The sequence below is a fragment of the Seonamhaeicola sp. ML3 genome, from assembly GCF_023273855.1.
Classification (GTDB): domain Bacteria; phylum Bacteroidota; class Bacteroidia; order Flavobacteriales; family Flavobacteriaceae; genus Seonamhaeicola.
On sequence record NZ_CP096884.1, the window covers coordinates 598172 to 622498 of the forward strand.

17 protein-coding genes, 1 tRNA gene, 1 rRNA gene and 2 pseudogenes are annotated in these 24327 nt (G+C 34.1%); 6 read left to right on the top strand and 15 right to left on the bottom strand.

The features are described from left to right. Nucleotides 1-9: 9 nt before the first annotated feature. The 3 genes and pseudogenes from M0214_RS02780 to M0214_RS02790 form a co-directional block, all read right to left on the bottom strand. A complete protein-coding gene (locus M0214_RS02780; RefSeq protein WP_248723957.1) occupies nucleotides 10-1302 on the bottom strand; it encodes a lipopolysaccharide assembly protein LapB in 1293 nt (430 codons plus the stop codon). Between the two features lie 93 nt (nucleotides 1303-1395). After that, nucleotides 1396-2316 (bottom strand): annotated as a pseudogene (locus tag M0214_RS02785) (DUF4331 family protein). A 33-nt stretch (nucleotides 2317-2349) separates the two neighbouring features. Continuing rightward, a pseudogene (locus M0214_RS02790) lies at nucleotides 2350-2622 on the bottom strand (DUF4331 family protein); the annotation flags it as partial. 155 nt (nucleotides 2623-2777) lie between these two features. Here M0214_RS02790 and M0214_RS02795 point away from each other — a divergent pair. From M0214_RS02795 to M0214_RS02805, 3 genes are read left to right on the top strand one after another with little or no spacing between them, the layout of a single operon-like run. Beyond that, nucleotides 2778-3950: an LETM1-related biofilm-associated protein gene (locus M0214_RS02795; protein WP_248723958.1), complete on the top strand. Its 1173-nt coding sequence runs from the start codon at nucleotides 2778-2780 to the stop codon at nucleotides 3948-3950. Nucleotides 3951-3971: 21 nt separating this feature from the next. Next, complete coding sequence (locus M0214_RS02800; protein WP_248723959.1) at nucleotides 3972-4505, top strand: C40 family peptidase; 534 nt, start codon at nucleotides 3972-3974, stop codon at nucleotides 4503-4505. A gap of 22 nt (nucleotides 4506-4527) precedes the next feature. Next, a complete protein-coding gene (locus M0214_RS02805; protein ID WP_248723960.1) occupies nucleotides 4528-6567 on the top strand; it encodes a ComEC/Rec2 family competence protein in 2040 nt (679 codons plus the stop codon). Between the two features lie 3 nt (nucleotides 6568-6570). Here M0214_RS02805 and M0214_RS02810 read toward each other — a convergent pair whose 3' ends face one another. From M0214_RS02810 to M0214_RS02830, 5 genes are all read right to left on the bottom strand, one after another. Next, the gene (locus tag M0214_RS02810; RefSeq protein WP_248723961.1) at nucleotides 6571-7041 is read right to left on the bottom strand and encodes a thioredoxin family protein; all 471 of its coding nucleotides are present in this window, start codon (nucleotides 7039-7041) and stop codon (nucleotides 6571-6573) included. Continuing rightward, complete coding sequence (locus M0214_RS02815) at nucleotides 7038-7595, bottom strand: thioredoxin fold domain-containing protein (RefSeq protein WP_248723962.1); 558 nt, start codon at nucleotides 7593-7595, stop codon at nucleotides 7038-7040. Before M0214_RS02815 ends, M0214_RS02810 begins: the two co-directional genes overlap by 4 nt. Nucleotides 7596-7681: 86 nt before the next feature. Next, the gene (locus tag M0214_RS02820) at nucleotides 7682-9460 is read right to left on the bottom strand and encodes a peptide MFS transporter (RefSeq protein WP_248723963.1); all 1779 of its coding nucleotides are present in this window, start codon (nucleotides 9458-9460) and stop codon (nucleotides 7682-7684) included. Between the two features lie 13 nt (nucleotides 9461-9473). Beyond that, complete coding sequence (locus M0214_RS02825; protein WP_248723964.1) at nucleotides 9474-10862, bottom strand: peptide MFS transporter; 1389 nt, start codon at nucleotides 10860-10862, stop codon at nucleotides 9474-9476. Between the two features lie 21 nt (nucleotides 10863-10883). Then, nucleotides 10884-13115 (bottom strand): S9 family peptidase, encoded by a 2232-nt coding sequence (locus M0214_RS02830; RefSeq protein ID WP_248723965.1) that lies wholly within the window; start codon nucleotides 13113-13115, stop codon nucleotides 10884-10886. 237 nt (nucleotides 13116-13352) lie between these two features. Here M0214_RS02830 and M0214_RS02835 point away from each other — a divergent pair, with 237 nt between their 5' ends. Then, nucleotides 13353-14666, top strand: coding sequence for a hydroxymethylglutaryl-CoA reductase, degradative (locus tag M0214_RS02835; protein WP_248723966.1), 1314 nt, complete (start codon nucleotides 13353-13355; stop codon nucleotides 14664-14666). A 12-nt stretch (nucleotides 14667-14678) separates the two neighbouring features. Then, complete coding sequence (locus tag M0214_RS02840; RefSeq protein WP_248723967.1) at nucleotides 14679-15593, top strand: GYDIA family GHMP kinase; 915 nt, start codon at nucleotides 14679-14681, stop codon at nucleotides 15591-15593. Nucleotides 15594-15684: 91 nt separating this feature from the next. On the opposite strand, the gene M0214_RS02845 is transcribed toward M0214_RS02840, so the two are convergent. From M0214_RS02845 to M0214_RS02875, 6 genes are all read right to left on the bottom strand, one after another. Continuing rightward, nucleotides 15685-17808: a SurA N-terminal domain-containing protein gene (locus M0214_RS02845; RefSeq protein ID WP_248723968.1), complete on the bottom strand. Its 2124-nt coding sequence runs from the start codon at nucleotides 17806-17808 to the stop codon at nucleotides 15685-15687. 192 nt (nucleotides 17809-18000) lie between these two features. Then, nucleotides 18001-19290 carry a hemolysin family protein gene (locus M0214_RS02850; RefSeq protein WP_248723969.1) on the bottom strand — a complete coding sequence of 430 codons (1290 nt, stop codon included), beginning with the start codon at nucleotides 19288-19290 and terminating at the stop codon, nucleotides 18001-18003. 245 nt (nucleotides 19291-19535) lie between these two features. Further along, on the bottom strand, nucleotides 19536-20090 hold the full coding sequence (gene lptC / locus M0214_RS02860) for an LPS export ABC transporter periplasmic protein LptC (RefSeq protein ID WP_248723971.1): 555 nt from the start codon (nucleotides 20088-20090) through the stop codon (nucleotides 19536-19538). Between the two features lie 38 nt (nucleotides 20091-20128). Further along, the gene (locus M0214_RS02865) at nucleotides 20129-21508 is read right to left on the bottom strand and encodes a M48 family metallopeptidase (RefSeq protein ID WP_248723972.1); all 1380 of its coding nucleotides are present in this window, start codon (nucleotides 21506-21508) and stop codon (nucleotides 20129-20131) included. A gap of 18 nt (nucleotides 21509-21526) precedes the next feature. Next, nucleotides 21527-22831 (bottom strand): hypothetical protein, encoded by a 1305-nt coding sequence (locus M0214_RS02870; RefSeq protein WP_248723973.1) that lies wholly within the window; start codon nucleotides 22829-22831, stop codon nucleotides 21527-21529. Then, on the bottom strand, nucleotides 22828-23559 hold the full coding sequence (locus M0214_RS02875) for a type III pantothenate kinase (protein ID WP_248723974.1): 732 nt from the start codon (nucleotides 23557-23559) through the stop codon (nucleotides 22828-22830). The genes M0214_RS02870 and M0214_RS02875 overlap by 4 nt, the downstream gene beginning before the upstream one ends. A gap of 174 nt (nucleotides 23560-23733) precedes the next feature. Between M0214_RS02875 and M0214_RS02880 the strand changes: the two genes are divergently transcribed. Then, nucleotides 23734-23806, top strand: a tRNA-Phe gene (locus M0214_RS02880). A gap of 355 nt (nucleotides 23807-24161) precedes the next feature. On the opposite strand, the gene rrf is transcribed toward M0214_RS02880, so the two are convergent. Beyond that, nucleotides 24162-24269 (bottom strand): 5S ribosomal RNA (gene rrf / locus M0214_RS02885). Nucleotides 24270-24327 lie beyond the last annotated feature (58 nt).

The following is a 24327-nucleotide window of genomic DNA, read 5'->3' on the forward strand; positions in this document are numbered from 1 at the left end:
AATCAGGCATTAAATATTTTCAATTTTTTTTGTGGTAAGCGGACCTAGTTCAAAACTACTTTCTAACAACTCGTGTTTTATTTTTTTTGCTTCATCAAACTTTCCGTTAGCTTTATAAACTTCTGCTAAATGATAAAGCGCTTCGGGTTCAAAGGTTTTTCCAACAACATGGTCTTCCATTATAGTTAAAGCCTTATCTTCTTGGTTATTGTTAAAATACACCCATGCTAACAAACTGTAAGTTTGCGGTGTTGCTCTGTTTTCCACTTCTGTATGAGCTGTATTAAGAGCTTTCATAAAATGTGAAGGCTCATCAGCGAGCAAAAGTACATTATTAATATTATACATATCACCGTAAAAAGGGTTTTTAACGACCTCTCTAAACGAATTTAACTGCCTTTCTTTAAACTTATTATCACCTTTATAATCAGCTATTTCAGCTTTTAACAGGTAATAATCTGGTGAGTTGTGAGTTGATTTTATCGCTTCTAAAATATTTAAGGCTTCATCAGGATTTTTCTCATGTGAATATACTATCCAAGCTATACCTTTTTTTGCATAAGCATTATTTGGATTTAATTGTAAGGCTTTTAAATAATGATTATACGAGGCCCTGATTTTACCAGCATGCCCATAATAATCTGCTAAATTAGTATAGACCCATTGTTTCATGGTTTTGAGGTTTGAAGATTCAGCAATGTCTTTAGCGCGTTCCATATATCTGATGGTCGCTTCAAGATTACCCTCGTAATCTGACCACTTTGATAATCGGATTAAAAAATCAAAATCTGACAAATCTCTAATCTCAGTTAGGTAGGTTTTCGCTAATTCATAATTACCCAATTCTAAATATACATCAAACATCATGCATTGTGTAGCTCTTAGATTTTCACCCACGATTTCGGCCTTTTTTAAAAGTTCTAAAGCTTCTTTAAATCTATGTTGTGAAATGTAGTTTCTTGCCAAACCTCTTAAGTAACTAGCATTTTTGTATTGCGTTTTTTTATTAGCTTCGGCTAGATATTGTCCAGCTTTAACTAAATACTCTATATTACCTGTTTCATTAAACAAAACAGATTGAGATGCTGCAAGTTTTACTAAATAAGGGAATTGATTTGGTTCTTTTTCTAGCTTTTCTTCCCAAAAGATGGCATCCTTATTTGCTAAATGTAGCACCTCATTTTCTGTTGTATTTAAAAACGCATTGTAATGTGCTTTTTGAGTTATTCTTTGCGAAGTATCATTACAACTACTTGTAATTATAATAATAGCAAGTAGTAATATTTTTTTTGTGGTCTGCATATTTTTTATTTTTTTTTATTGATACTCTTTTTAAAGTCGTTGTAAAATAACCTCAAGGACATTAAAACATACCTTGAGGCTAATTATTTTATTTTACCAAGGTGAGGCTAAATAAGGGAAAGAGGCTAAAAAAGGTTTATCGTTTGCATCAACATTATCATTAGATAACCCTGGGTTTTCTGTAAAATCTTCACCTCCAAAGATTAGCAAAAGTTCTACTGTAATAACATCGTCTACCAAAGCTCTTCCCGTTAAAACATTTGTTCCATCGAAAAATGTTGTTGTTCCATCCAGAGAAACATTTAAAACATCTGTAGCTAAAAGCCCTGTAAATGCTGCTGCATCTAAACCTAGCGCATTAGTATCTCCATTGTTTGAAAACGCAGGACTAAGCGCCGTTAGATTAGTTTGAAACATACTTTGAAAAGCAGCATTTTGTTGAGATGGCACTGTTACATTGAATGTGTCTTTACTATCCGATGATACAAAAACTGTGTTTACTGCTGGCCTACCCATTTGATCTTTTTGCGTATAGGTTCCAGAAAAATCTATTGGCTCTGGTAGAATGACATCATCACTGTTAGAACAATTAAAAACTGTTAATACCATAACCATAAAGACTGTTAATATTTTAATATTTTTCATAATTTAAATTTTTAGTTGTGTTTGTTATTTTCTTTTAGCTTCAACCCAAGTATTAATAGTGCCACTGCCACCAATCATAGGTTTTGGCACTTCAACTATTACAGACATTACGTTTGTGCCTGCAAAGGTATCTGCCCCGGGGTTGTTAAAACTCGTGGCGTTACCTGCAATAATTTCGGAATATTGGGCAAAATCCATAAAAAAGGGATCGTCCCTAGGACCTGCAAAAAATGACATACCATTATTAGTTGCTATTATGGCAGAAGAACCGTAAGGTGTAATATCTACAACACCTCCTACAGTAGCATTCACTTGTATTACACTATTTAAACCTGTTGAAGAAGGCTGTATCGGACCAAAGAAATACATTTTACCATCCCTTGGAATGGCTTGAATCACCAAATCTTCAACACTATCTCCTGTAGTATCAATATTAAATTCTACTAATACATTTTCGTCAAAGCTGGCTGTTGATGTTCCTGAAGGACTCAATAAACCTTGTAGATTAGCTACAAACACTAAGTTATCTGTATTCTCCGCCTGAAAGGCATAAAAATCGGTAATATCACTTGTGCCACCCTGTACGCTTGGAGCATCAATATGATCTGCCGCTACCACTATTAAACCTATTACGGTTATAATAGTTATTCCTAGAACATTTCTAATTTTTTTCATAATTCTTGATTTTAGTTAAATTAAAACTCTGTTTAATGTGAATACCTACGTAAAAACAAAAAGAGCGGTTTTGTTAAAATTTTGTTAATGCAATTAGTTTTTAGATTATGCTACCAATGCATTACATTTACAATAGCATTAAAAACACCTTTTCAATGAACCCATCTGCTCAAGGTTGGATTAAAAAATTATTACTAGAAGTTTCTGAAAATGATGCTTTTCTAAATGTTGAGGACACCTATTTTTACGATGCATTGCGAGGTTGTGGATTTATTTATGGCAATAATTTAGATGTTATACTTGCTGTTGTTGACAAAAAAGATTTCACTGAAGAAGAAATATCCAAGACCAACTTACTTTTGGCATTGCTCTACACACATCATAACGCTAACACTAACACCAATTTTGTAGACAGTGCTATCGATTTTTACTCCTCAATAAACGAATTGAAAATCTCTTTTTTGCAAGGTTTACTAGGCGGGAAAAAATCTAGTGAAAAATTAGAAAAAATAATTCACAAGCGCACACAAATTGACGCCAATGCACTCACAAAGAACTTCAAATATTTTATTATCAATGCGCTTTTATACTTAGACGTTCTAGCCTACTCTGAATTTTTGAAGAAAGCATCTATTTCAATAGACTATCTTAGAAATTTGGAAGCCTCTATAGAAGCTATTATAATGAATGTTTTAAACTCTAAATCATTCAAAAACAAATACGATGAAAGTCTTATAAAATTATTCGAGTCTTCGTTGAGGTATCACGACTCAAAAGCTCTTGGCTACAAAAGTGCTATAACTAATATAACATCTCACTTAGAAAAAAATTACATTTTGGATTTGGCCTGTATGGCTACTTGGACGGATAAAAAAATTGACAAAAATGAACAACGCTTTTTAGTAACCCTTGGTACAGACTTGAACATTTCTAAAGATAGAATAAGGGAGTCTATTTCTTCAGTAAACCTATTTTATTCGGTCAATAAAGACAATATAGCATTATTGAGTTCCAAGAATATTGTACAGAGTTTTTACACAAACTCCAGCAATATGGTATCCAAGCTTATTTCTAGAAATAGAAAACGCTTATACCGAGAACTTTTAGACAGTAAAGAGCTTATGGTGCTGCTAACACAATCTACAGTTAGGGACTTAAGCCAAGATGAACAGAAAAAAGTACAAGAACAGCTACTAGATATTTTTAAATCCATACCTAGTTTAGCAATTTTCATGTTACCCGGCGGAGCGCTATTACTACCCTTGGTCATTAAATTTATCCCGAAACTTTTACCATCTGCCTTTGATGAAAATAGGATTGATGATTAACAGTAATTTACAATCAAAAAAATGAAGCTAAAAACCCAATCTATAATCTTGAAAAAAAACCTTTTACTACTTATTATAATTTTGAGCTTCACTTGTTGTAAATCTTCTAAAAAAGCTAAAAACAAAACTGAAACACCCACAGAAGTTACTGCTAAAAAAAGCAAGACATTATCTTTACCTGAATCCATCATTAATTTTGCGAAACAGTTTAAAGGAGTACGATATAAATGGGGCGGAACATCAAAATCTGGCATGGATTGTTCTGGTCTAGTTTATGAGTCGTTTAGAGCTCATCAAATATACTTACCTAGAATTTCTAGGGACATGGCTCGCAAAGGAAAAAAAATAAAACTCAAAGAAATAAAAGAAGGCGATTTATTGTTCTTTAAAACAAAAAATAGAAGGAATGCCATAAATCATGTGGGCTTAGTAACAAAGTCAAATGCTAAAGAAATCGAGTTTATACATGCTACCACCAGCAAGGGCGTAATTATATCTAATCTCTCTGAAAAATACTGGAATAAAGCCTTTGCTGAAGCCAGACGTATTCTGTAAGATTTTTTTATCTTACATCTAAATGCGATTACTCAACTTTTCCATAATAAAACTAACCATTTGCCTTATTGTAGGCATTGCCGTTGGTTATTTTATCAATCTATCGGTAAACCTATCGCTATTAATTACATTATTACTCATTCTTCTTTTATTAATCTCCTACACCGTTGCCAAAAAACAGTTTATCCAAACCCCATGGTTTGGTCTTTTGAGTTTATTGACTATGATAAGTATAGGAGTGCTTACGGTAAACCTTCACAATGAACAGAACTTTTCTAACCACTATTCGACTGAAATATCTAGTTCACCAGATTCTTCAAGGACAATAACCTTTAGAATCAGAGAAACATTAAAACCGGGAGCTTATCACAACAAGTATGTGGTAGATATTTTAAAAATTGACACTATTGAAGTAACGGGCAAATCGTTATTAAATATTGAAAAAGCCCCCTTACACCCTTATTTACAAATAGATGACATCTATGTAACAAAAACAGAATTCTCTAATATAGCAGCACCTTTAAACCCAGGGCAATTTGATTATAAGAGCTATTTAAAAAAGAAGTACATATACCACCAATTATACCTAAAAAACGAATCTCTATTCCTTATAAATTCTGAAGTGCACACGTTATTAGGAGTCGCCAATACATTGAGAAACTTCATCAATACAAAACTAAAATCATTCAGTTTTAAACCAGATGAATTAGCTATTATCAATGCTTTGTTCTTGGGGCAACGACAAGATATAAGCGAAGATGTTTATAGGAGTTACGCCAACGCTGGCGCTATACATATTTTAGCTGTTTCGGGCTTACATGTAGGTATCATTTTGATTTTTTTATCATTTGTTTTAAAACCTATTGAACGCTTTAAAAATGGTCACGTACTTAAAACCATATTGCTACTCATTCTTTTGTGGAGTTTTGCCATAATAGCCGGACTTTCAGCATCGGTAACCAGAGCTGTAACCATGTTTAGTATCGTGGCTATTGCCATGAATTTAAAAAGACCAACAAACATATACAATACACTTGCCATTTCTATATTGGTTATATTACTTTTTAAGCCGTTGTTTATTTTTGATGTAGGGTTCCAATTGAGTTATTTTGCCGTTTTGGCCATTGTTTCAATAGACCCGTTACTCTATAAGGTTTGGCGACCCAAAAACTGGTTATTAGACAAATACTGGCACACTCTTACTGTTACAATTTCGGCCCAATTAGGCATTATTCCCTTGAGCCTTTTTTACTTCCACCAATTCCCCGGATTGTTCTTTATTTCAAATTTAGTAATCATCCCATTATTGGGAATTATTTTAGGTTTTGGTATTCTAGTTATCATTTTGGCTATTTTAAATCTTCTTCCCCAGATTTTAGCCAATGTTTTCGGAAACATAATAGAAATCATGAATCGGTTTGTGAATTGGGTTTCTAATCAGAAAATGTTTCTTTTTGAGGATGTTTCCTTTAGTATCTTTTACACGATAGCATCTTATCTTGTAATTATCGCATTGGTTCAACTTTTTATAAAACGAAATTATAAGAGACTAAAATTATTTTTAATTACGATTTTAATATTTCAGCTATCCATTTTAATAATAAAATTTAAATCACCAGACAACCAGTTCGTTATCTTTCATAAGAGCAGAAACACCTTGGTTGCAAATATTAAAGACAACAAAATAATAGTTGCCCATGACTTTGATAGTATTACTAAATCTAAAAACAATATTGTAAAAAACTTCAGTGTTAAAAATCATATAAATACCATTGAAACTCATAGCATTAAACCAATATACCAGTTCAACAATAAAATATTTTTAGTTGTTGATAGCTTAGGAATTTATAATTTAAAATCTATGAAACCCGATTATGTTTTTTTACGACAATCACCCAAAATAAACCTGAATAGATTAATAGATTCCATAAAGCCAAAACAAATTATTGCAGATGGTAGCAACTATAAATCGTTTGTGAATAGTTGGGAAAGTATTTGTGAAAAAAGAAAACTCCCTTTTCACAATACCAGTAAAAATGGAGCTTTTATTATAGACTATTAACTCTTAAAGCGATCTATTAACTATATTGTTGGCAACATTTAACCAAGCACTGGCTCCGCCACGAACATATCCGGTTTTTCCTAAATTTTGAAGATTAGTTTTTCCGTCTGGTTTTTTCTCAGGCTTTACAAAATACACCGAGGGGTACCCTCTTACCTTAAAGATACTTTGCAAATACAGATTTTGATTTCTAATCGTTTCATCTTGAGGTGTTCTTCTGGGAAAATCCAATTCTACAAGTACAACCTTGTTAGACCACTCCATAAAATCGTTGGTTGCAAAAACCTCTTTTTGAAGTCTTTTACACCAACCACACCAATCGGAACCTGTAAAGAAAAGCATTAATTTTTTATCCTGAGCGCTTGCCACTTCTACAGCCTCATTAATATCGGTATACCACTTAACACGTTCTTGGGCATTAACTTCTACAGTAAAAATCGAGAATACAGCCAAAACAAACACTAATTTCCTCATTCTTCTTTATTTTTAAATTCGGGTTTAAACGCTTTGTAATATGTATTGAATTCCTCTTGCGTTTCTATTTCCTTGTGTTTATCGTTCTTGAACATTTTTAAATACAACTCTAGCTGAACAGGTGTTTTATATCCTCTAAGTGGAAAAATTAATTTCCCACCTTCATCTAGAAATACAATGGTAGGATAGGCCTGTATTTGAAGATATCTCGATAGCTCATGAGCCGAATTGCGTCTATTTGCCAAACTAGGATTATAATTCGGGTTTTTAAAGGTTCTACCCTCATAACTTACAGTATCATTTCCTTCAGCATTAAACTTTACGGCGTAATAATGCTTGTTTACATATTCAACAACATCATTATTATGAAATGTATTCCTGTCCAGCATTTTACAAGGGCCACACCAGTTGGTGTAAACATCCATCATAATCTTTTTGGGAGTCTTCTTTTGAAGGCTTAAAGCCTCATTTAAGCTCACCCAATGTATTTCTTGGGCTACAACTCCAAGAGAAGTAAAAATAGTAAGTAGGAGTACAAAATGTAATCTTTTCATAGTCGATTTGTAGCAAATGGTGTGCCCAACTTACAAAAAACACAGTAAATAGGGCCATTTTAAACAAACTTTAGCTTTTTACTCGATTAACGAACACCGTGCATGAGTTTTTTAAGTACTGGATTAAGAGCATAGACCAACAAACCTGCCACTAATGGTACAATGGTAAAGATTAAGAAGAAAGTCGACAAACTATACTCCTTTGTAATGTTTTCGATTTGACCACCAATAACTGCTGCCAACTTGTTACCAATAGCTATAGCTAAATACCACATACCAAACATCAAAGCAATCATTCTTGCTGGGACCAGCTTGCTCACATAAGACAAACCAACAGGTGATAAACATAATTCGCCAAGAGTATGAAACAAATAGGCCATTACCAACCATATCATACTAACTTTCACACCTGCTTGAACGCCATAGGAACCAAAAGCTAACAAACCAAAACCAACTGCCATAATTACAAGCCCTAAAGCATATTTTGTAGCAGCTGACGGATTATATTTACTTTCCCACCATTTAGAAAAGAATGAAGCGAAAACGATTATGAAGAACGAATTCAAAATACTAAACCACGATACTGTTATTTCCGAAATTTCAGCAGTAAATTCCCTGTTCAACATCCATACCACCAAGCCCCACATACTTAAAAAGCACAATACCAAAACAACGTTTGACCCCGGAATCTTTTTAAACGTTTTTTTCCAAAGTAAATACAAAACATATGTGATAATTACCAAAGGTACTATAGTCAATATGGCATTAATGATATTGAAAGTCACTGCAGCATTTCCAATTAAAACTCTATTAACATTATCTCTAGCAAAAAGAATCAATGATGAAGCCCCCTGTTCAAAACTCATCCAAAAGAAAACCGTAAAAAAAGCAAAAATGATAAAAGCAATCATTCTATCCCTCACAATTTTAGTATACCTAGAAATCCGACTTACACTAAGAATCAAAAACAATATTAAACCTGCTATGACTATAACATACTGTCCCTCTAAACTTGAAGTTTGCGCCCAAGAAAAGATATCAATCTTAACAATTTTAGACATCGGGTCATTTATTGCATATGCTAACGCAATTAGTGAAGTTATTCCAATCAATACCTTATCAAAAAAAGTGAAAGGATTTAACTTTTCTTCATTATTACTTTGTGACTTCACCTCTGGTGATTCCTCATTTATGTTTTGAGGCAATTCAACTTCATGTATTTTGCTCGGCTTAGCACCAATATTCCCAAACAGATTTCCCGAAAACCAAAACTGTAAAGTTCCCAATAACATAAAAATTCCAGCTAAACCAAATCCATAAGCCCAACCTATTTTTTCCGCCAAGTAACCACATAACATCATTCCGAAAAATGCACCCGCATTAACACCCATATAAAAAATGGTATAGGCACCATCTTTTTTTTCTGGATTATTCTTATACATCTCTGAAATTATCGACGTTATATTTGGCTTAAAAAAACCTGTACCAATAACCAATAAAGCTAAGCCTAGATATAATGAAAGCTCTGTTTCTAGTGCCATAAAAGCATGACCCAATGCCATTATAACCGAACCTATTATAACAGCCCACCTATACCCTGTAATCTTATCAGCGATAATACCTCCTAAAATTGGTGTTACGTAAAGTAACATTGCATAAGTTCCAAATAACGCTCCAGCATTTTCAGCACTCCATCCCCATCCAGGATTTGAAGCTGTAATGGCCATTGTTAGAAAATTTACCAAAAGAACTCTCATCCCGTAAAATGAAAAACGCTCCCACATTTCAGTAAAGAATAGAACGAAAAGCCCAGCTGGATGACCTAAGACTTTATCTTTAAATAAATTTTGTATATCTGTATTCATGGTATAGGCCTTATTAATTCTCTGCTAACTCAAAACCTTCTGTTTCATCATATTTCATCTCACGTTCATTATCTTCTGCTCCATGTGTTAGAGTTTCTAATTTCTTCCTAAAAACCATAACCAATGCACCAAATACTAAACAAAAAACAGCAATTCCTGTAAATATTGCATACTCCCCTAAACTCTCTGATGCTTCTCCCAAAAGCCCTGCTACTTTATTACCAAATCCTGTCATTGCAAAGTAAACTCCCATCATTAATGAGGCATATTTTACAGGCGCTAATTTAGTTATATAAGAAAGAGCGACCGGAGAAATACAAAGTTCCCCAACAGTATGGAATAGATAAGCTAACACTAACCAATACATAGCTGACGCCCCAGTGCTTTCATATTGAGCTGCAGCTGCGGTCATAAAAAAGAAACCTGTTCCCATTATAATCAAACCAATAATCATTTTAAATAAAGAGGAAGCAACTTTTCCTTTTAATTTTCTATTGGCCCAATAAAGTGCTACAGAAGTTCCTAGGAAAATTATAAACATAGCGTTTAACGATTGAAACCAGGTCGCAGGAACCTCCCACCCTAACAACATTCTATTTGTGTTTTCTTTTGCATAAATATTCATTAAACCTCCAGCTTGTTCAAAGGCACCCCAAAAAACAACAACTAATAAGAATGAAATGAATAAAACCACTACCCTTTCTTTTTCTATTTTAGTTAAAGGTCTTTTCATTGCTTCCTTTTCTTCTTGGTTTTCGGAAGACCCCAAAAAGTTACCCACATACTTAAGATGCTTTTGTCCCAAAACATATTGTATAAGACCTAAGGTCATTCCAATACCCGCAAGACCAAAGCCATAATGCCATCCATGCACCTCTCCTACATACCCAACTATTAAACTTGAAAGAAATGCACCAACATTTATACCGATATAAAATATTGTAAAACCTTTATCTCTTCTAATATCGCCTTGCTTATAAAGACCTCCAACCATTGTTGAAATGTTTGGTTTTAACATACCCACACCGGCAATAATCAATGCAAGTCCAGAATAAAAAGCCCACATCTGCTCAATAGCCAATACACTGTGCCCGGCAACCAAAAGAATACCTCCATAAAGCACAGATTTTTTTTGACCTAAAAACTTATCTGCAATCCAACCTCCTGGAATCGACATGACATAAACAAGCATTGTATACCAACCATAAAGCGCTAAGGCCTCTCCACTTGACCAACCTAATCCAGGGTTATCAGAAGTGGTAACCTCTACTAAATAAAGTGTTAATAATGCACGCATTCCGTAGTACGAAAATCGCTCCCACATTTCGGTAAAAAAAAGAACATACAACCCAACCGGATGCCCAAAAAGTTCTTTTTGCTTTATTGTTTCAGAATTTGCCATAATCTATTTCAAGTTAGTTTTTTATCCTTTAACCTTAATCTCTTCATGTTTCTTTTCAACAACCTTCTCTCTTTTGTCTCCAAGATTCTCATGAATGAAATTGGTCATTTTTTTATATAAATGTAGCCTGGTATTACCTCCATAAATACCATGATTATCATCTGGGTAAACAGCCCATTCAAATGGTTTATCTGCCTGAATCAAGGCTTCGGCCAATCGCATAGTATTTTGTACGTGTACGTTATCATCAGCAGAACCATGGACCAAAAGAAAATCTCCTTTTAATTTATCTACATGGTTAATAGGTGAGTTATCGTCATAGCCACTGGGGTTTTCCTGAGGTGTCGTCATGTAACGTTCTGTATAAATCGTATCATAGAATCTCCAACTGGTAGGAGGCGCCACAGCAATAGCCATTTTAAAAACATCATTACCTTTAAACAAACAATTACTACTCATAAAGCCTCCATAACTCCATCCCCAAATTCCAATTCTACTGGCATCTATATAAGGACGTTCGCCAAGTTGTTTAGCTGCTGCTATTTGGTCTTCAACTTCATATTTCCCAAGTTGTTTTTGAGTAACCTTCTTAAAGGCGGCTCCTTTAAACCCAGTACCTCTTCCATCTATACAAACAACAATATAGCCTTGTTGTGCTAGGTATTGAAACCAATAATCATTTGTACCGTTCCAACTATTGGCTACAGACTGAGATCCTGGACCAGAATATTGAGTCATAAACAACGGATACTGCTTTGTCTCATCAAAATTAGCCGGTTTAATCATCCACATATTCAAATCGTACCCGTTAACATCTATAGTACTGAACTCTTTTTTTGAAGTTTTATAGTCTGAAAGTTTTCGAGCTAGTTTATCATTATCCTTGATACTCTTTATGAGATTTCCCGAAGCAGAGCTGTTCAAAGCATATTCTGGTGGAGACGTAGCACTGGAAAAAGCATTTATAAAATACGAGAAATCTGCACTAAATGATGCGTTGTTCGTTCCGTCACTCTTAGTCAACCTCTTTTTATCGCGACCGTTTAATTTTATAGAATAGACATCTCTGTTTATAGAGCTATTTTCTACCGATTGATAGAATATACGCTTTGTCTTCTCATCGTAACCATAATAATTGGTTACCTCCCAGTTTCCTTTAGTAACTTGATTTATAAGGTCTCCTTTTTTGTTATAGTGATAAATGTGGTTAAAACCATCTTTCTCACTTGTCCAAATAAAACTGTTGTTCTTTAAAAAGGTGAGATTATCTGTAATTTCAACATAAGCATCATCACGTTCCTCAAGAACCAGCGTTGCTGTATTATCTTCTGTATTAATGAACCATAAATCCAATTCATTTTGATGCCTATTTAAAAAATGGGCGCTTAAAATATTACTTTCATTGGTCCATTTTATTCTTGGAATGTAGAAATCTTCATAAGCCTTCCCAAAGTTCACCAAACTTACAGTTTTAGAATTCAAATCATAGACATGAAGTGAGACCACTGAGTTTTTTTCACCTGCCTTAGGATACTTAAAGACTTGTTGTGTTTGATAAAGTCCCGTTCCATAAATATCCATAGAAAACTCCGGAACTTCAGTTTCGTCAAATCTAATAAATGCTATTTTATTACTGTCTGAATTCCATTCAAAAGCTCTTACAAAAGCAAACTCTTCTTCGTATACCCAATCTGTAATACCATTGATAATACTGTTCTTTTTTCCATCGGTAGTTATTTGAAGCGTATCACCTGTTATCAAATCCTTCACATATAGATTATTGTTGTAGGCATAAGCTACCTTTTTTCCATCGGGTGAAAAAGTAGGCTCCTGAATAAGTTGCTCTGAAATTAAATCAAGTGTACCGCTTTCAATATCAAACACAAAATAATTACCCGCGGATGAATGCCTGTAAATGGACTCCTCGTTAGTTGCTAAAACCACTTTTTTTTCATCCAGGCTAAACTTATAGTCTGAAAAATAATTTACAGCACTTAAATCTGCTGAACTCACTAGAGTCTTTACCTTTTCTAAGGTTTGATAGTCGTAGATATCTATAGACGTATTACCGTTAGCTCTGTTAAAGTTAAGCACCGAATACTGTTGCCCATTGGCCATAGAATGGAGAACGTCCATACGCTCTGTTCTAAACGCTCCTTTCCATATTTCCTCTAATGTAATGTCTTTATTTTGAGCGTTAATAATTGAAGTGAGTAAAAATAAAACGCCAAAAAAATATTTAAGGTATCTCATCCAGTAGTTTTTAAATATGAGTGTCTCAAGATACGACATCCATTACACATCTCTTACAATTTATAATAGAAAATAACGAATGGTTCTTTAATAAAAATGCTTTTTGATTAAAACAGTGTCAATTTTAATAAAAACTGCCCTAAAACCAATCTTTATTAACACATATTTAGCTAGTCATTGCTTTGTTGTTCAAAATTCATGCCGAGTGTAGTATCTTTGTTCTTAAAACACCCCTTTATGAGTAAAACTATTGCCGGTTTTTCCAAACTTTCTAAAGAACAAAAAATCGATTGGCTTGCAAATACGCATTTTGTCAACCAAAAAGAGGCCAAGGCCATACTTAAACAATATTGGAATACTAATGATAAGCTCCAAAAATTACACGATGAGTTTATTGAAAACACCATAACCAATTATTATTTGCCGCTTGGTGTAGCACCAAACTTTCTAATAAACAACAAGCTTTACACCATACCCATGGCCATTGAGGAAAGTTCTGTTGTAGCAGCAGCAAGTAAAGCAGCTAAATTTTGGCTGGACAGAGGCGGCTTTAAAACGGAGGTTATCTCGACTACCAAAATAGGCCAGGTTCATTTCATCTATAAAGGCGATTTTAATAAGTTAGAACAGTATTTTCAACATATAAAGTCCGCTTTATTTGAGGACACCAAATCCATAACAGCCAATATGGAAAAACGTGGCGGTGGCATTCTAGATATTGAACTTAGAAATAAAACCGAAGATATCGAGAATTACTACCAGCTTCATGCTTCTTTTGAAACTCTCGATGCCATGGGAGCTAATTTCATCAATTCTTGTCTTGAACAGTTTGCTAAAACCTTTAAGGCTAATGCTCTGGAGTTTGAATTATTTACTGCCGAAGAAAAGGATATAGATATCATTATGAGTATCTTATCTAACTATGTTCCAAATTGCATAGTGAAAGCTGAAGTTAGCTGTCACGTTGATGAACTTTCCGAAAACAACAAGATATCTGGAAAAGCCTTTGCCGAAAAATTTGTTCAAGCCGTATCGATAGCTGAAAAAGAACCTTACAGAGCTGTTACCCACAATAAGGGTATCATGAACGGTATTGATGCCGTAGTTCTTGCTACTGGGAACGATTTTAGAGCTATTGAAGCCTGTGTACACGCGTATGCTTCTAGAAACGGACAGTATAGCAGCCTTACTCACGCTAAAATAGAAAACGATATTTTTCGATTTTGGATTGAAATACCCCTAGCCTTAGGAACAGTAGGTGGCCTTACAAGTTTACATCCGCTCGTAAAATTAGGACTGGAACTACTAGACAAACCTTCTGCTAAAGAACTTATGCAAATTGTTGCTGTTGCCGGACTTGCACAAAATTTCGCTGCATTGCGTTCACTTACCACGACAGGTATTCAACAAGGACACATGAAAATGCACCTCATGAACATCTTAAATCAATTCGAGGCTACAGATACCGAAAAAAAGAGACTGGTAGAACATTTTAAAACCAATACCGTAACACATAGTGCCGTGGTAGAAGCTTTAAACAATCTAAGATAACTTACTCGTAATATGAAGCATTATTTTAGTCACGGTAAGTTATTAATCACTGGAGAATATTTGGTTCTAGACGGGGCACAAGCCCTAGCTATTCCCACTAAATACGGACAATCTCTGGAAATAGAGACAATACCTGAATCGTCTATCTACTGGGAAAGCATAGATTTAAATGGTTCTATTTGGTTTAAAACAGAAATAAAAATAGCTCCTAACGGAGATCTTAAATCTGCCCAAAATGATGTTGTTACCGAAAGACTGATTGAAATATTTAATGCAATTAAAACTCAAAAGCCTGACTTTTTTGGTATTGAAGGTGGTTATAGCATAAAAACAGTTCTAGATTTTCCTAAAAACTGGGGTTTAGGAACGTCCTCTACCTTAATAAACAACTTGTCTAATTGGGCAGACATTAATGCCTTTAAGTTACTAGACCTAACTTTTGGGGGCAGCGGTTATGACATTGCATGCGCCCAAAATGATGGCCCTATCATTTATAAAACGATACCGAAAGGGCAACCTGAAGTTGAAACAACACCATTTAATCCAATTTTTAAAGAGGATTTATATTTTATTCACCTTAATAAAAAACAAAATAGCCGAGATGGCATTGCTTACTACCGGGCTCAACAAAAAGAAGCGCTTAAAGATGTTATTTTAGAGATTAATGCTATTACATCAAAAATGGTTTCTTGTCGTGATTTGAACGAATTTCAAGATTTAATGGATAAACACGAAACTATAATAGCCAACATAACCAATCAAACTCCAGTAAAAGAACAGTTGTTTAAAGATTTCAACGGAAGCATTAAAAGTCTTGGTGCGTGGGGAGGAGATTTTATTATGGCTGCATGCGATACAAATCCAACTAATTATTTTACAAATAAAGGGTTTGAAACCATTATCCCTTACAGTGCTATGGTATTATAAGCATCTACTCTTGAACATTTTAGAAGATGCAAAAAAATAAAGCCTCGTAAAAGTTACGAGGCTTTATTTTTTTGGTTAACACCAAATAATTTTATTGAACCTGAGACGATGCTCTGTTATCTTCAATCTCTGCAGCAGCCTTTAGAGCATTGTATAACTTGGTTGACACCGTTCTGGATTTTTGTTGTTCAATACGGTTTGCTGCGGCTTGATAGTTATCAAGTTCTACGGCCGGAGTAACCTTTGTAACCTGAACCATATAAATCCCTTTCTCTCCAACAACAAGTCCTGAAGTCTCTCCTTCAGATAAACCAAATGCAGTCCCAACTACAAGCGGCTCTCTACCTGCTCCAGAAATGGTTGGGTTTTTCATGTTTATTGCAGATGCAGTTCTTACAGAACCACCTTCGGCAGTTGCTAAATCCTCTAAGGTAGTAGCCGATATTCTTTCTTTTATAATCTCAGCTTTCTTTTCTTTTCTGATCTTTGGTAATACAGTTGCCGTTGCATCTTCAACAGACATTAAACCTGCTTCATTCTTAGCCACTAATTGTGCAACAACATATCCTCCAGTAACGTTGAAACGTTTTATATCACCAACTTCAGCTTCTTCTTCAAAAGCCCAACGTACAATTGGTCTTTGGTTACCAACACCAGGAATACTTTCGTCTAACGCTTTTATACCGTTAACCGGTCTAACTGTATAACTGCTTTCTTTTGCAAGAGCTTCAAAATCTTGTTTGGCAGCATCAATTTCAAACTTAGATGCATCTCTAAAGATTTTAGCTGATGTTTCTTCAGATGGTTCTATTTGTCTAGCAATAGTTCCTACCTGAACTGCTCTCTTCTTATTTTTCTGTCCTTCAATTTCTATAATGTGAAATCCAAATACAGTTTTAACAACTCCCATATCACCAACTTTACCCTCAAATTCAAAGTCATTAAATTCAGGAACCATGGTGTTGTATGGATGCCAATCATATCGTCCTTCGTTAGCTACACTTCCTTGATCCGAGGAAAATTCTTTTACAAAATCTGGGAATTTAGATTTATTTCTCTTTAATACAGCCAATAAACTATCTGCTCTTTCTTTGGCTTGATCTTCAGTTAAAGTTACTTCAGGAGATGCACTTTGCGACCCTAAAAACGGAATTAATATGTGCCTAACTTTAGCTGAATCTGGAATGTTTTTTTCAGCGATAAGTTTAGATAACTTAAAGAAACCAGATTCTTTGTAAGGACCATAAACTTCTCCAACGCTTAAACCAAATATACTGTCTGCAACCTGAGATGGTAATCCAGATTTGAATACAAAACGCTCATTGAACTTAACATCAGATTTTAAGTTGATGTATTCTGCATCGTTTTTAACTTTAGAAAAAGCTACAATAGTATCTTTTCTTCCTGTCTCATCAACTAATTGGCCATTTAGAAAAGTCTTCAATTCATTTTCTATTGCTGCCTCGTCTTCAACAGAAGCAACTTCCTTGAATTGAACAAATCTGATATCGCGCGATTCTTCAACCTCAAAATCTTTTCTGTTATCGTTAATGTATTTTGATATATCTGACTTGGTAACTTGTACAGTACTATCTGCAATAGAAGTGTAAGGCACTTGAACATATTTAATGTCAATCTTGTTTCCTTCTAAATTATGGTCTAGTTTACCTTCGGCCAACGTACCTGTTAAACCAGCCTTAACTAAATTAAAATAGTTTTGTTGTAAACCATTAGCTGCTAATTGTTGCTCGTAATCCACCCAACTTTTGTAGGCAGCAGCCGAAGTTGCTTTTAGATTAGAGATGTACTCATTAAGCATGTATTCATCGAATAAACCTGCTTCGTTAGAAAACTGAGGATTGTTAGCCAAAGCTGTTTTTAACAAGTCTCTCATTTGATCTTGCTCCACAGTAATACCCAAAGCCTCGTATTCTGTTTCCAAAATGGCATTTCTAACTTCCTGTTCCCAAACCCTATTCATTACTTGTGTATTAGTAGCATTAGGACCAAGTTGTCTTTGTGCATTTTCTACTTTTTGAGTAAAATCTTCTCGCGATATCTCTTTTCCGTTTATTGTGCCAACTACACTTTGAGATTTATCTGAGAAACTTGCACTTCCATCAAAAAGACCTGATAACACAAAAGCAAACAACGCCATTGCGATTACTAAAATTAATACTAAGGTCTTCTGTCTTATCTTGTTTAAAATTGCCATTTTATATATGTGATTTTTAACTTTTTCTTGAAATATCAATCAAAATAGTGCGATTGATGAAAATATCGTGCGCGAAAATACCATTTTATGTTTAATAATAAAAGTGCAATAGGGCATTAATTGGAATAAAGAAGCGTATTGCAAACACTAAAATGATAAACACAAGAAAGATGTACGCTGGTCACAAATTAATTAATTATCATTCAGCAGTTTAAGTTCTACTAAATCTATCTTTGTATTGGAGACTTCGGTTATTTTAAACTGAAAATTCTCTATTTTGATGACGTCATCCTGACTTGGAATTTCTTCGGTAAAATTTACAATTAGTCCACCTAAAGTCTCATAGTTTTCGCTTTCCGGTAAATTAATTTTATAGGTCTCGTTAATATAGTCTACTTCCAACCTTGCTGAAAACAAGAAAGAATCACCATCAAGAACCTGTTCTACCAAATCTACAGTATCATGTTCATCCTCTATTTCACCAAATAATTCTTCAACTATATCTTCAACAGTCATTATGCCAGATGTACCACCATATTCATCAAGAACTACAGCTATACTTCTTCGTTTTTTTGTTAGCACATTCAACACATCCTTAATTAAAACGGTTTCGGGCACGAACTCAACCGGCATCATCATAGACCGAATATCCTTGTGCTTTTTAAATAGTTCGAAAGAGTGTACATAACCTAAAATATCATCAATACTTTCTTTGTAAACTAAAACTTTTGTTCTTCCAGTATCAGTGAAAAGTTCGCTTAGTGTCTTTATGGATTCATTTATTTCTACGGCAATAATCTCTGTTCTAGGCACCATAACTTCACGTGCCTTAACATCTGAAAACTCTAGGGCATTTTGAAATATCTGAATTTCAGAATCCACTTCATCATGCTCTTCCACAGATTCCATTTGCTCACTAATATAATTCCCTAATTCAACCTTAGTAAACGCCAGTTGAATTTGGTCTCCATCGGTTTTGAAAAAGGTTTTTAGAACAATATCTGAAACCCAAATAACAAATTCTGATATCAATCCGAATAGTACATAAAAAAAGTAAGCGGGTATTGCCAAAACTTTTATGAGTGTGTTGGCATAAATCTGAAAAAACACTTTGGGTAAAAACTCAGCAGTAATTAAAATCACAAACGTGGATATGACAGTTTGAGAAAGCAAACTTAAATCTTGTAGCAAATAATTTAAAAAACCACTATCTGTGGGCAAAAAGGATTGAAACCATTTTACCAACAAGTCGCCCATAAAAAATCCATAAATTACTAACGCTATATTGTTACCAATTAGCATAGTTGTTATGAATTTAGAAGGTCTGGCAGTGAGTTTAGAGAGGGTAGTAGCAAGAATACCTTCTTGCTTTTTTTCAATTTCTATATGAATTTTATTTGAAGACACATAAGCAATCTCCATACCAGAAAAAAAAGCCGAAAGCACTAAAGAAAGGACAATAATTACAATATATATTGTCATTTAGCTTTTATTATTTCTATCCTGAAATTTTTGCCGAAACCTCCGCCTAAAGAAAAACATAAAAACAGCTAAACCTGCTAGCAAAAGATATGGATAATTAACCGCTCCAGTTTTATTGTAAGTTTCCCAAACATTGTACAAAAAAAGTCCAGCAAAGATTAAATATGCGTATTGAAAAATACTTAAATATTTCATTTGTTTAATTTAATGTAAAGATAGTTAATTAGAGGTGAATACGGTATTGATTAATCTTCTACAGAGAAAATCCCGGTAACTTCGAGTACCTCTGCATTAGAAAAACTCTTATTGGAATCGAAACCATTACCATGTATGATATCCTCACCAGAAATATAAGTTACAGGTTCGTTGGTAAATAACCATTTCCGCTTTTGGTCGAAATACAATTGTTGCGATTTTAAAACATCTCCATTGTGAGTGATTATTTCAACGTTACCTTGTAAATCTATAATACCTGTTTTATCATACACAATTGCATAGTCTGATACTATAGTGCTCTTCTTTTTTTCTTTATCAAAAAGATTCATAACAACACCGTCTATAAACTCATAGTAAGGAAAATGTCTATTAGTATAATTAAACATTTTTTTTCCAATTAAGTGCCTCGTAACCCTACCCGAATCTGTATACTTTAAATTAAAGTTTTCAGCTTCTCCAATAGGTTCATTTTCTGAGATACCTAAATTTTGAACCTCGTTATAATTGTCTTTACATGAAAAAAACATAGCCACAGTAAAAACTGTGACTATGCTTAACATATAATGTTTATAAAATTGTATCATTTATTTTAGTTCAGACCAAGAGCTAGTCTAATCTAGTCTTAAATTTTTGGCACTGTAACCTGGCCTCCAATCCAACAACCAATCTTAATTACTTGACCAGAATTAGCAGCACTAAAAATATCTGCTTTTGATGGGGCTTTAGCCTTATAATTTGCAACAGACTTAGCAGCATTTTTCTTTTGTGTTGGATCAACTCTTGCTGCTTTATTGGCTTCATCAGCAGCTAACCAATATACTGCTCTTTTGTTAAACGTTGTATCTCCACAATTATTTGCACTTGCAGCATACATAGCTGCGATAGATAAATGTGGGCGACCGTTAGAAGGGTTTAACCTTAAAGCGTTTCTAAAATACGTTCTGGCCTGACCATATCTACCTTTTTTCTTAAGAATCAATCCGATATTATTCGCCAGTTTAGCCTTTTTAAAAGTATCGGTCTCTAAGTCATAAGACTCCTGAAAATATCCAATAGCCTCATTTTCCTTGTGGTTCTTGAACAATACAGTTGCAACGAAATATTTTGTATCGGCTGAAGGTGCAGTTTCATCATAAGCCTTTACCAATTGTTCGTATAAATCGCTATCAGTACACTCTTTGTGATACATTCTACTAACCGCACGTTTAAGCCAAACTGCATCAGATTTGTGAGCTTCAAAATCCTTAGTATAGAGAGGAATCAAATTATCACAATTAGCTCTAGTCCCTAACTTTTCATCAACTCCTGAAGATATCTGGTCGTAGGCTTTCAAATAACTTTCATAAAACCTTTTGTATTTACCATCTTTACTTGATAACGGAGTACCAGCTTCTTCTTTGGCAACCAATTTATTAAGCTTTTCAGAATAGTTTTTTATTTCGTCTTCAACTTTCTCAACAACATCATCGTACTTATTGAATAAATCTTTTGCTGGTTTCTTTCCTGCGTCATACAATTGTACCATTAAAGAGAAATAAGTGTACAAACTCTTTGGATTTGTGAACGTTTTTTTATCGGCATTGTATGCTGTATCAAAACCTTCGTATAACTCTTCTGTTGTCTTATTAAGCTCTTTTTTATAGTCGTACATTAACTGACAAGCAATGGCACCATACTTCCCTTTTGGTGTTTTACTTGGGAAATATTCTGCTCTCTGTTCGTAAAGTTTTAAAAGGTCGTTAATGAACCCTATTTTTTCTGCTCCCGTTGAGTTGTCTATTTTATGGTTTAAGATTTTTTCTCCATCAACGTAAATAGCGTTGTTAAACTTCGGACATTTATTCCTTACGGCAGACCAAGGTTCAAATGCTGCATCGTAATTTTTTGCCTTTACATACTCATGGAATATTGACAATTTAGTCATGCACTCTTCATCCTGCTGCGCAAAACCAAAACTTATCCCTACAAATAATGCAATTAAAAAAGTAATTTTCGTTTTCATGATAAAATTTATACTGTGTTAGTTATACTTTCGTTTCTGGAACCATCTGTCGCCCAAAGATAAACTTAATTGAACGTTTATAAAATTCTCTTGTATTAAATTATTATTAGTTGTTCCTCGTTTACCTAGCTCTACTCCTAAGTTGGCATTAGATATTCCACCTCTTAATGGTAATCCTACTCCAAAAGATATGCCAAACTCTTTAATAGATTCAGAATTTATGTTTAAACCTGTTTTTTCCATCCTTACACCTGCACGGTAAACCATTCTCTTATAATAACCATTTAAAGATCGATAGTTCGGAATATAAAATCCGCCAATAGATAGTGTAGTGGCATCTTCGTATATCGTATTGACACTGCTGTATAGGTCATTTGTAAAATCACTGGTTTTTTGAAAGGTATAATCTGCACCTAGAAACCAAACTCTAGGTCTTCCTATACCTAAACCAAACGACATCTTAGAAGGCATAACCAAATCTGTCTCTAAAAGCCCAGCAGATTCTAAATCCACATCGATATTTTCACTAACAAATTCTTGTCCTGTACTACCAACAGTGGTTATTGTTGCAATAGACCGTTGGTTTTTTGATGTTAAGTCGCTTTCTGGAGTATAAGTGGTAGTTGCTTTAAGCTCCAAATTATCGGTAAGCATAGTGCTATAATATAAGCCTAGATTAAAATTCAATCCACTTAAATCAGAACGATTACTTTCTCTAGACTGTAATTGCAAACGAACACCGTCATCATAGACATATTCTACAATACTGTTCTGAATATTACCAAAATTATAATGTGCATCTACACCAAAACTAAGCCCTTTAGCTATACGATAACCCAAACCTAAAAAAGCCTTGTTAACGCCTCCTTCTCCACGAAATCTATTCTCTATATCACCTGCTGTGTTTAACGATTCTAATTTATATCCTACTGAGGTATAAGGAAGTAATCCTAAAGCAAAACCAAACTTACCCATTGGTATAGATAAAGCCAGATAATCGAATGTTGTTGCACTTGATGTAGCACTCCCAGTCTGAGTGTCTAAGTTTGTATTAACATAACTACCGCCAACGGTAAACTTTACAGGTCTACTCTCGTTATTCCAATCACTTATGTTTTCAGTGGCATAAGAGGCAGGGTTACGAAGGTTTACATGAATACTATCAATGTAAACACCTATTCCTCCCATACTCCTATTTTCTACTGTTCCTTTGAACTTAAGGCTACCTATACCATAAAAAGAATAAGGTGAAGCTGTCCCTTCTTGTGCATAACTTGTTACAGCTATCAACGCAATAAAAACTACTACAAGTTTTTTTATCATTCGTTTGAATTAAATTGTAATAAAAAATTCAGACCCTCTAAAAGAAAATTTGAATTGGCAAATATGCTACTTTTTAATTGTTTAGACAAGAAATTAGCATCGCCGCCTGTTAAAATAACTGTTAAATGAGGATATTTGATTTTATACTCCGTTATTACCCCATCAATTTCTTTCACGAGTCCGTTCACTACACCAGAGTGGATTGATTCATTCGTTGAATTTCCAGTTATATTCTCAGGTAGTTTCAAATCCAACAACGGTAAATTTGCAGTTAAATTATTTAATGACCTATATCTTGTGCTTAATCCCGGTGAAATAGCACCACCAATGTACTCATTACTTGAATTGATAAAATCATAGGTAACACAGGTTCCTGCATCGATGATGAGCACATCATCATTAGGAAATTGATTTACTGAAGCTGAAACGAGAGCTATACGATCTACCCCTAGCGTACTGGGTGTTTTGTATTTGTTTTCAAACGGTAGCTTCGTTTTGGAATTTAAAATCATCAGATTTACCAATTCGGTTATCTTAGATATCACTTTATCATCAAATCCACCTACAGAAGACATTATAGCACCTGTTATTGATTTATAACGCTCAACTAACATACAAATCTGTTCAAATAAGTTATCCTGACTTGTGGTTAAACGTTCTTCTAGGTGGCTACCATTGTAAACAGCTAACTTCACCCTGGTGTTTCCAACATCAATAATTAGTTTCATATGTTTTGTTATGAAAGCGGTAAAAATACAAAACACTGAAAACTATACTCTTAATGAAATTATAATATTGAGTTTAAATAAACAGAAGAAATTTAAATAATTAAAAGGCATATTTTTTAGTTTTTATTTTGTGAAATGTAAATTAGAACATATATTTGCATCCGCATTTAGCGAGGTACCTTAGCTCAGTTGGTAGAGCAAAGGACTGAAAATCCTTGTGTCCCTGGTTCGATTCCTGGAGGTACCACAAAAAAATCCCGAAACTTTATTGTTTACGGGATTTTTTGTTTCTGTACGCTTTACATTTATTAATTTAACGCTTATTAAAAGCGTTATGCAACCTCTTTCCTTTCTATTACTAATATTTTGTTAAGGACTTAAAGCAGATAAATCAATTTATAAATACTGAATTTTATATGATAAAGATTATTAATGAAATACTATTCTATTAATACACAGACTTTTTAAAAACCCTAAAACTATATTGATGAAAAATCAGGAGTATTATTCTAATTAGAAAGGCCTTTTAAGTAATACGTATCTAGACCCTCTCAATTTTGGCAAAAAAAAAGACCCTTCATGTAAAAATGAAGGGTCTTCAAGAAAGGCAACGACCTACTCTCCCACAAATGCAGTACCATCGGCGCTAACGGGCTTAACTTCTCTGTTCGGAATGGTAAGAGGTGAGCCCCGTCGCTATAACCACCTTAAGTTTTAAGTTAGAAGTCTAAAGGGATTGGGCATTAGTAACAAGTGACTTTTGCCTTT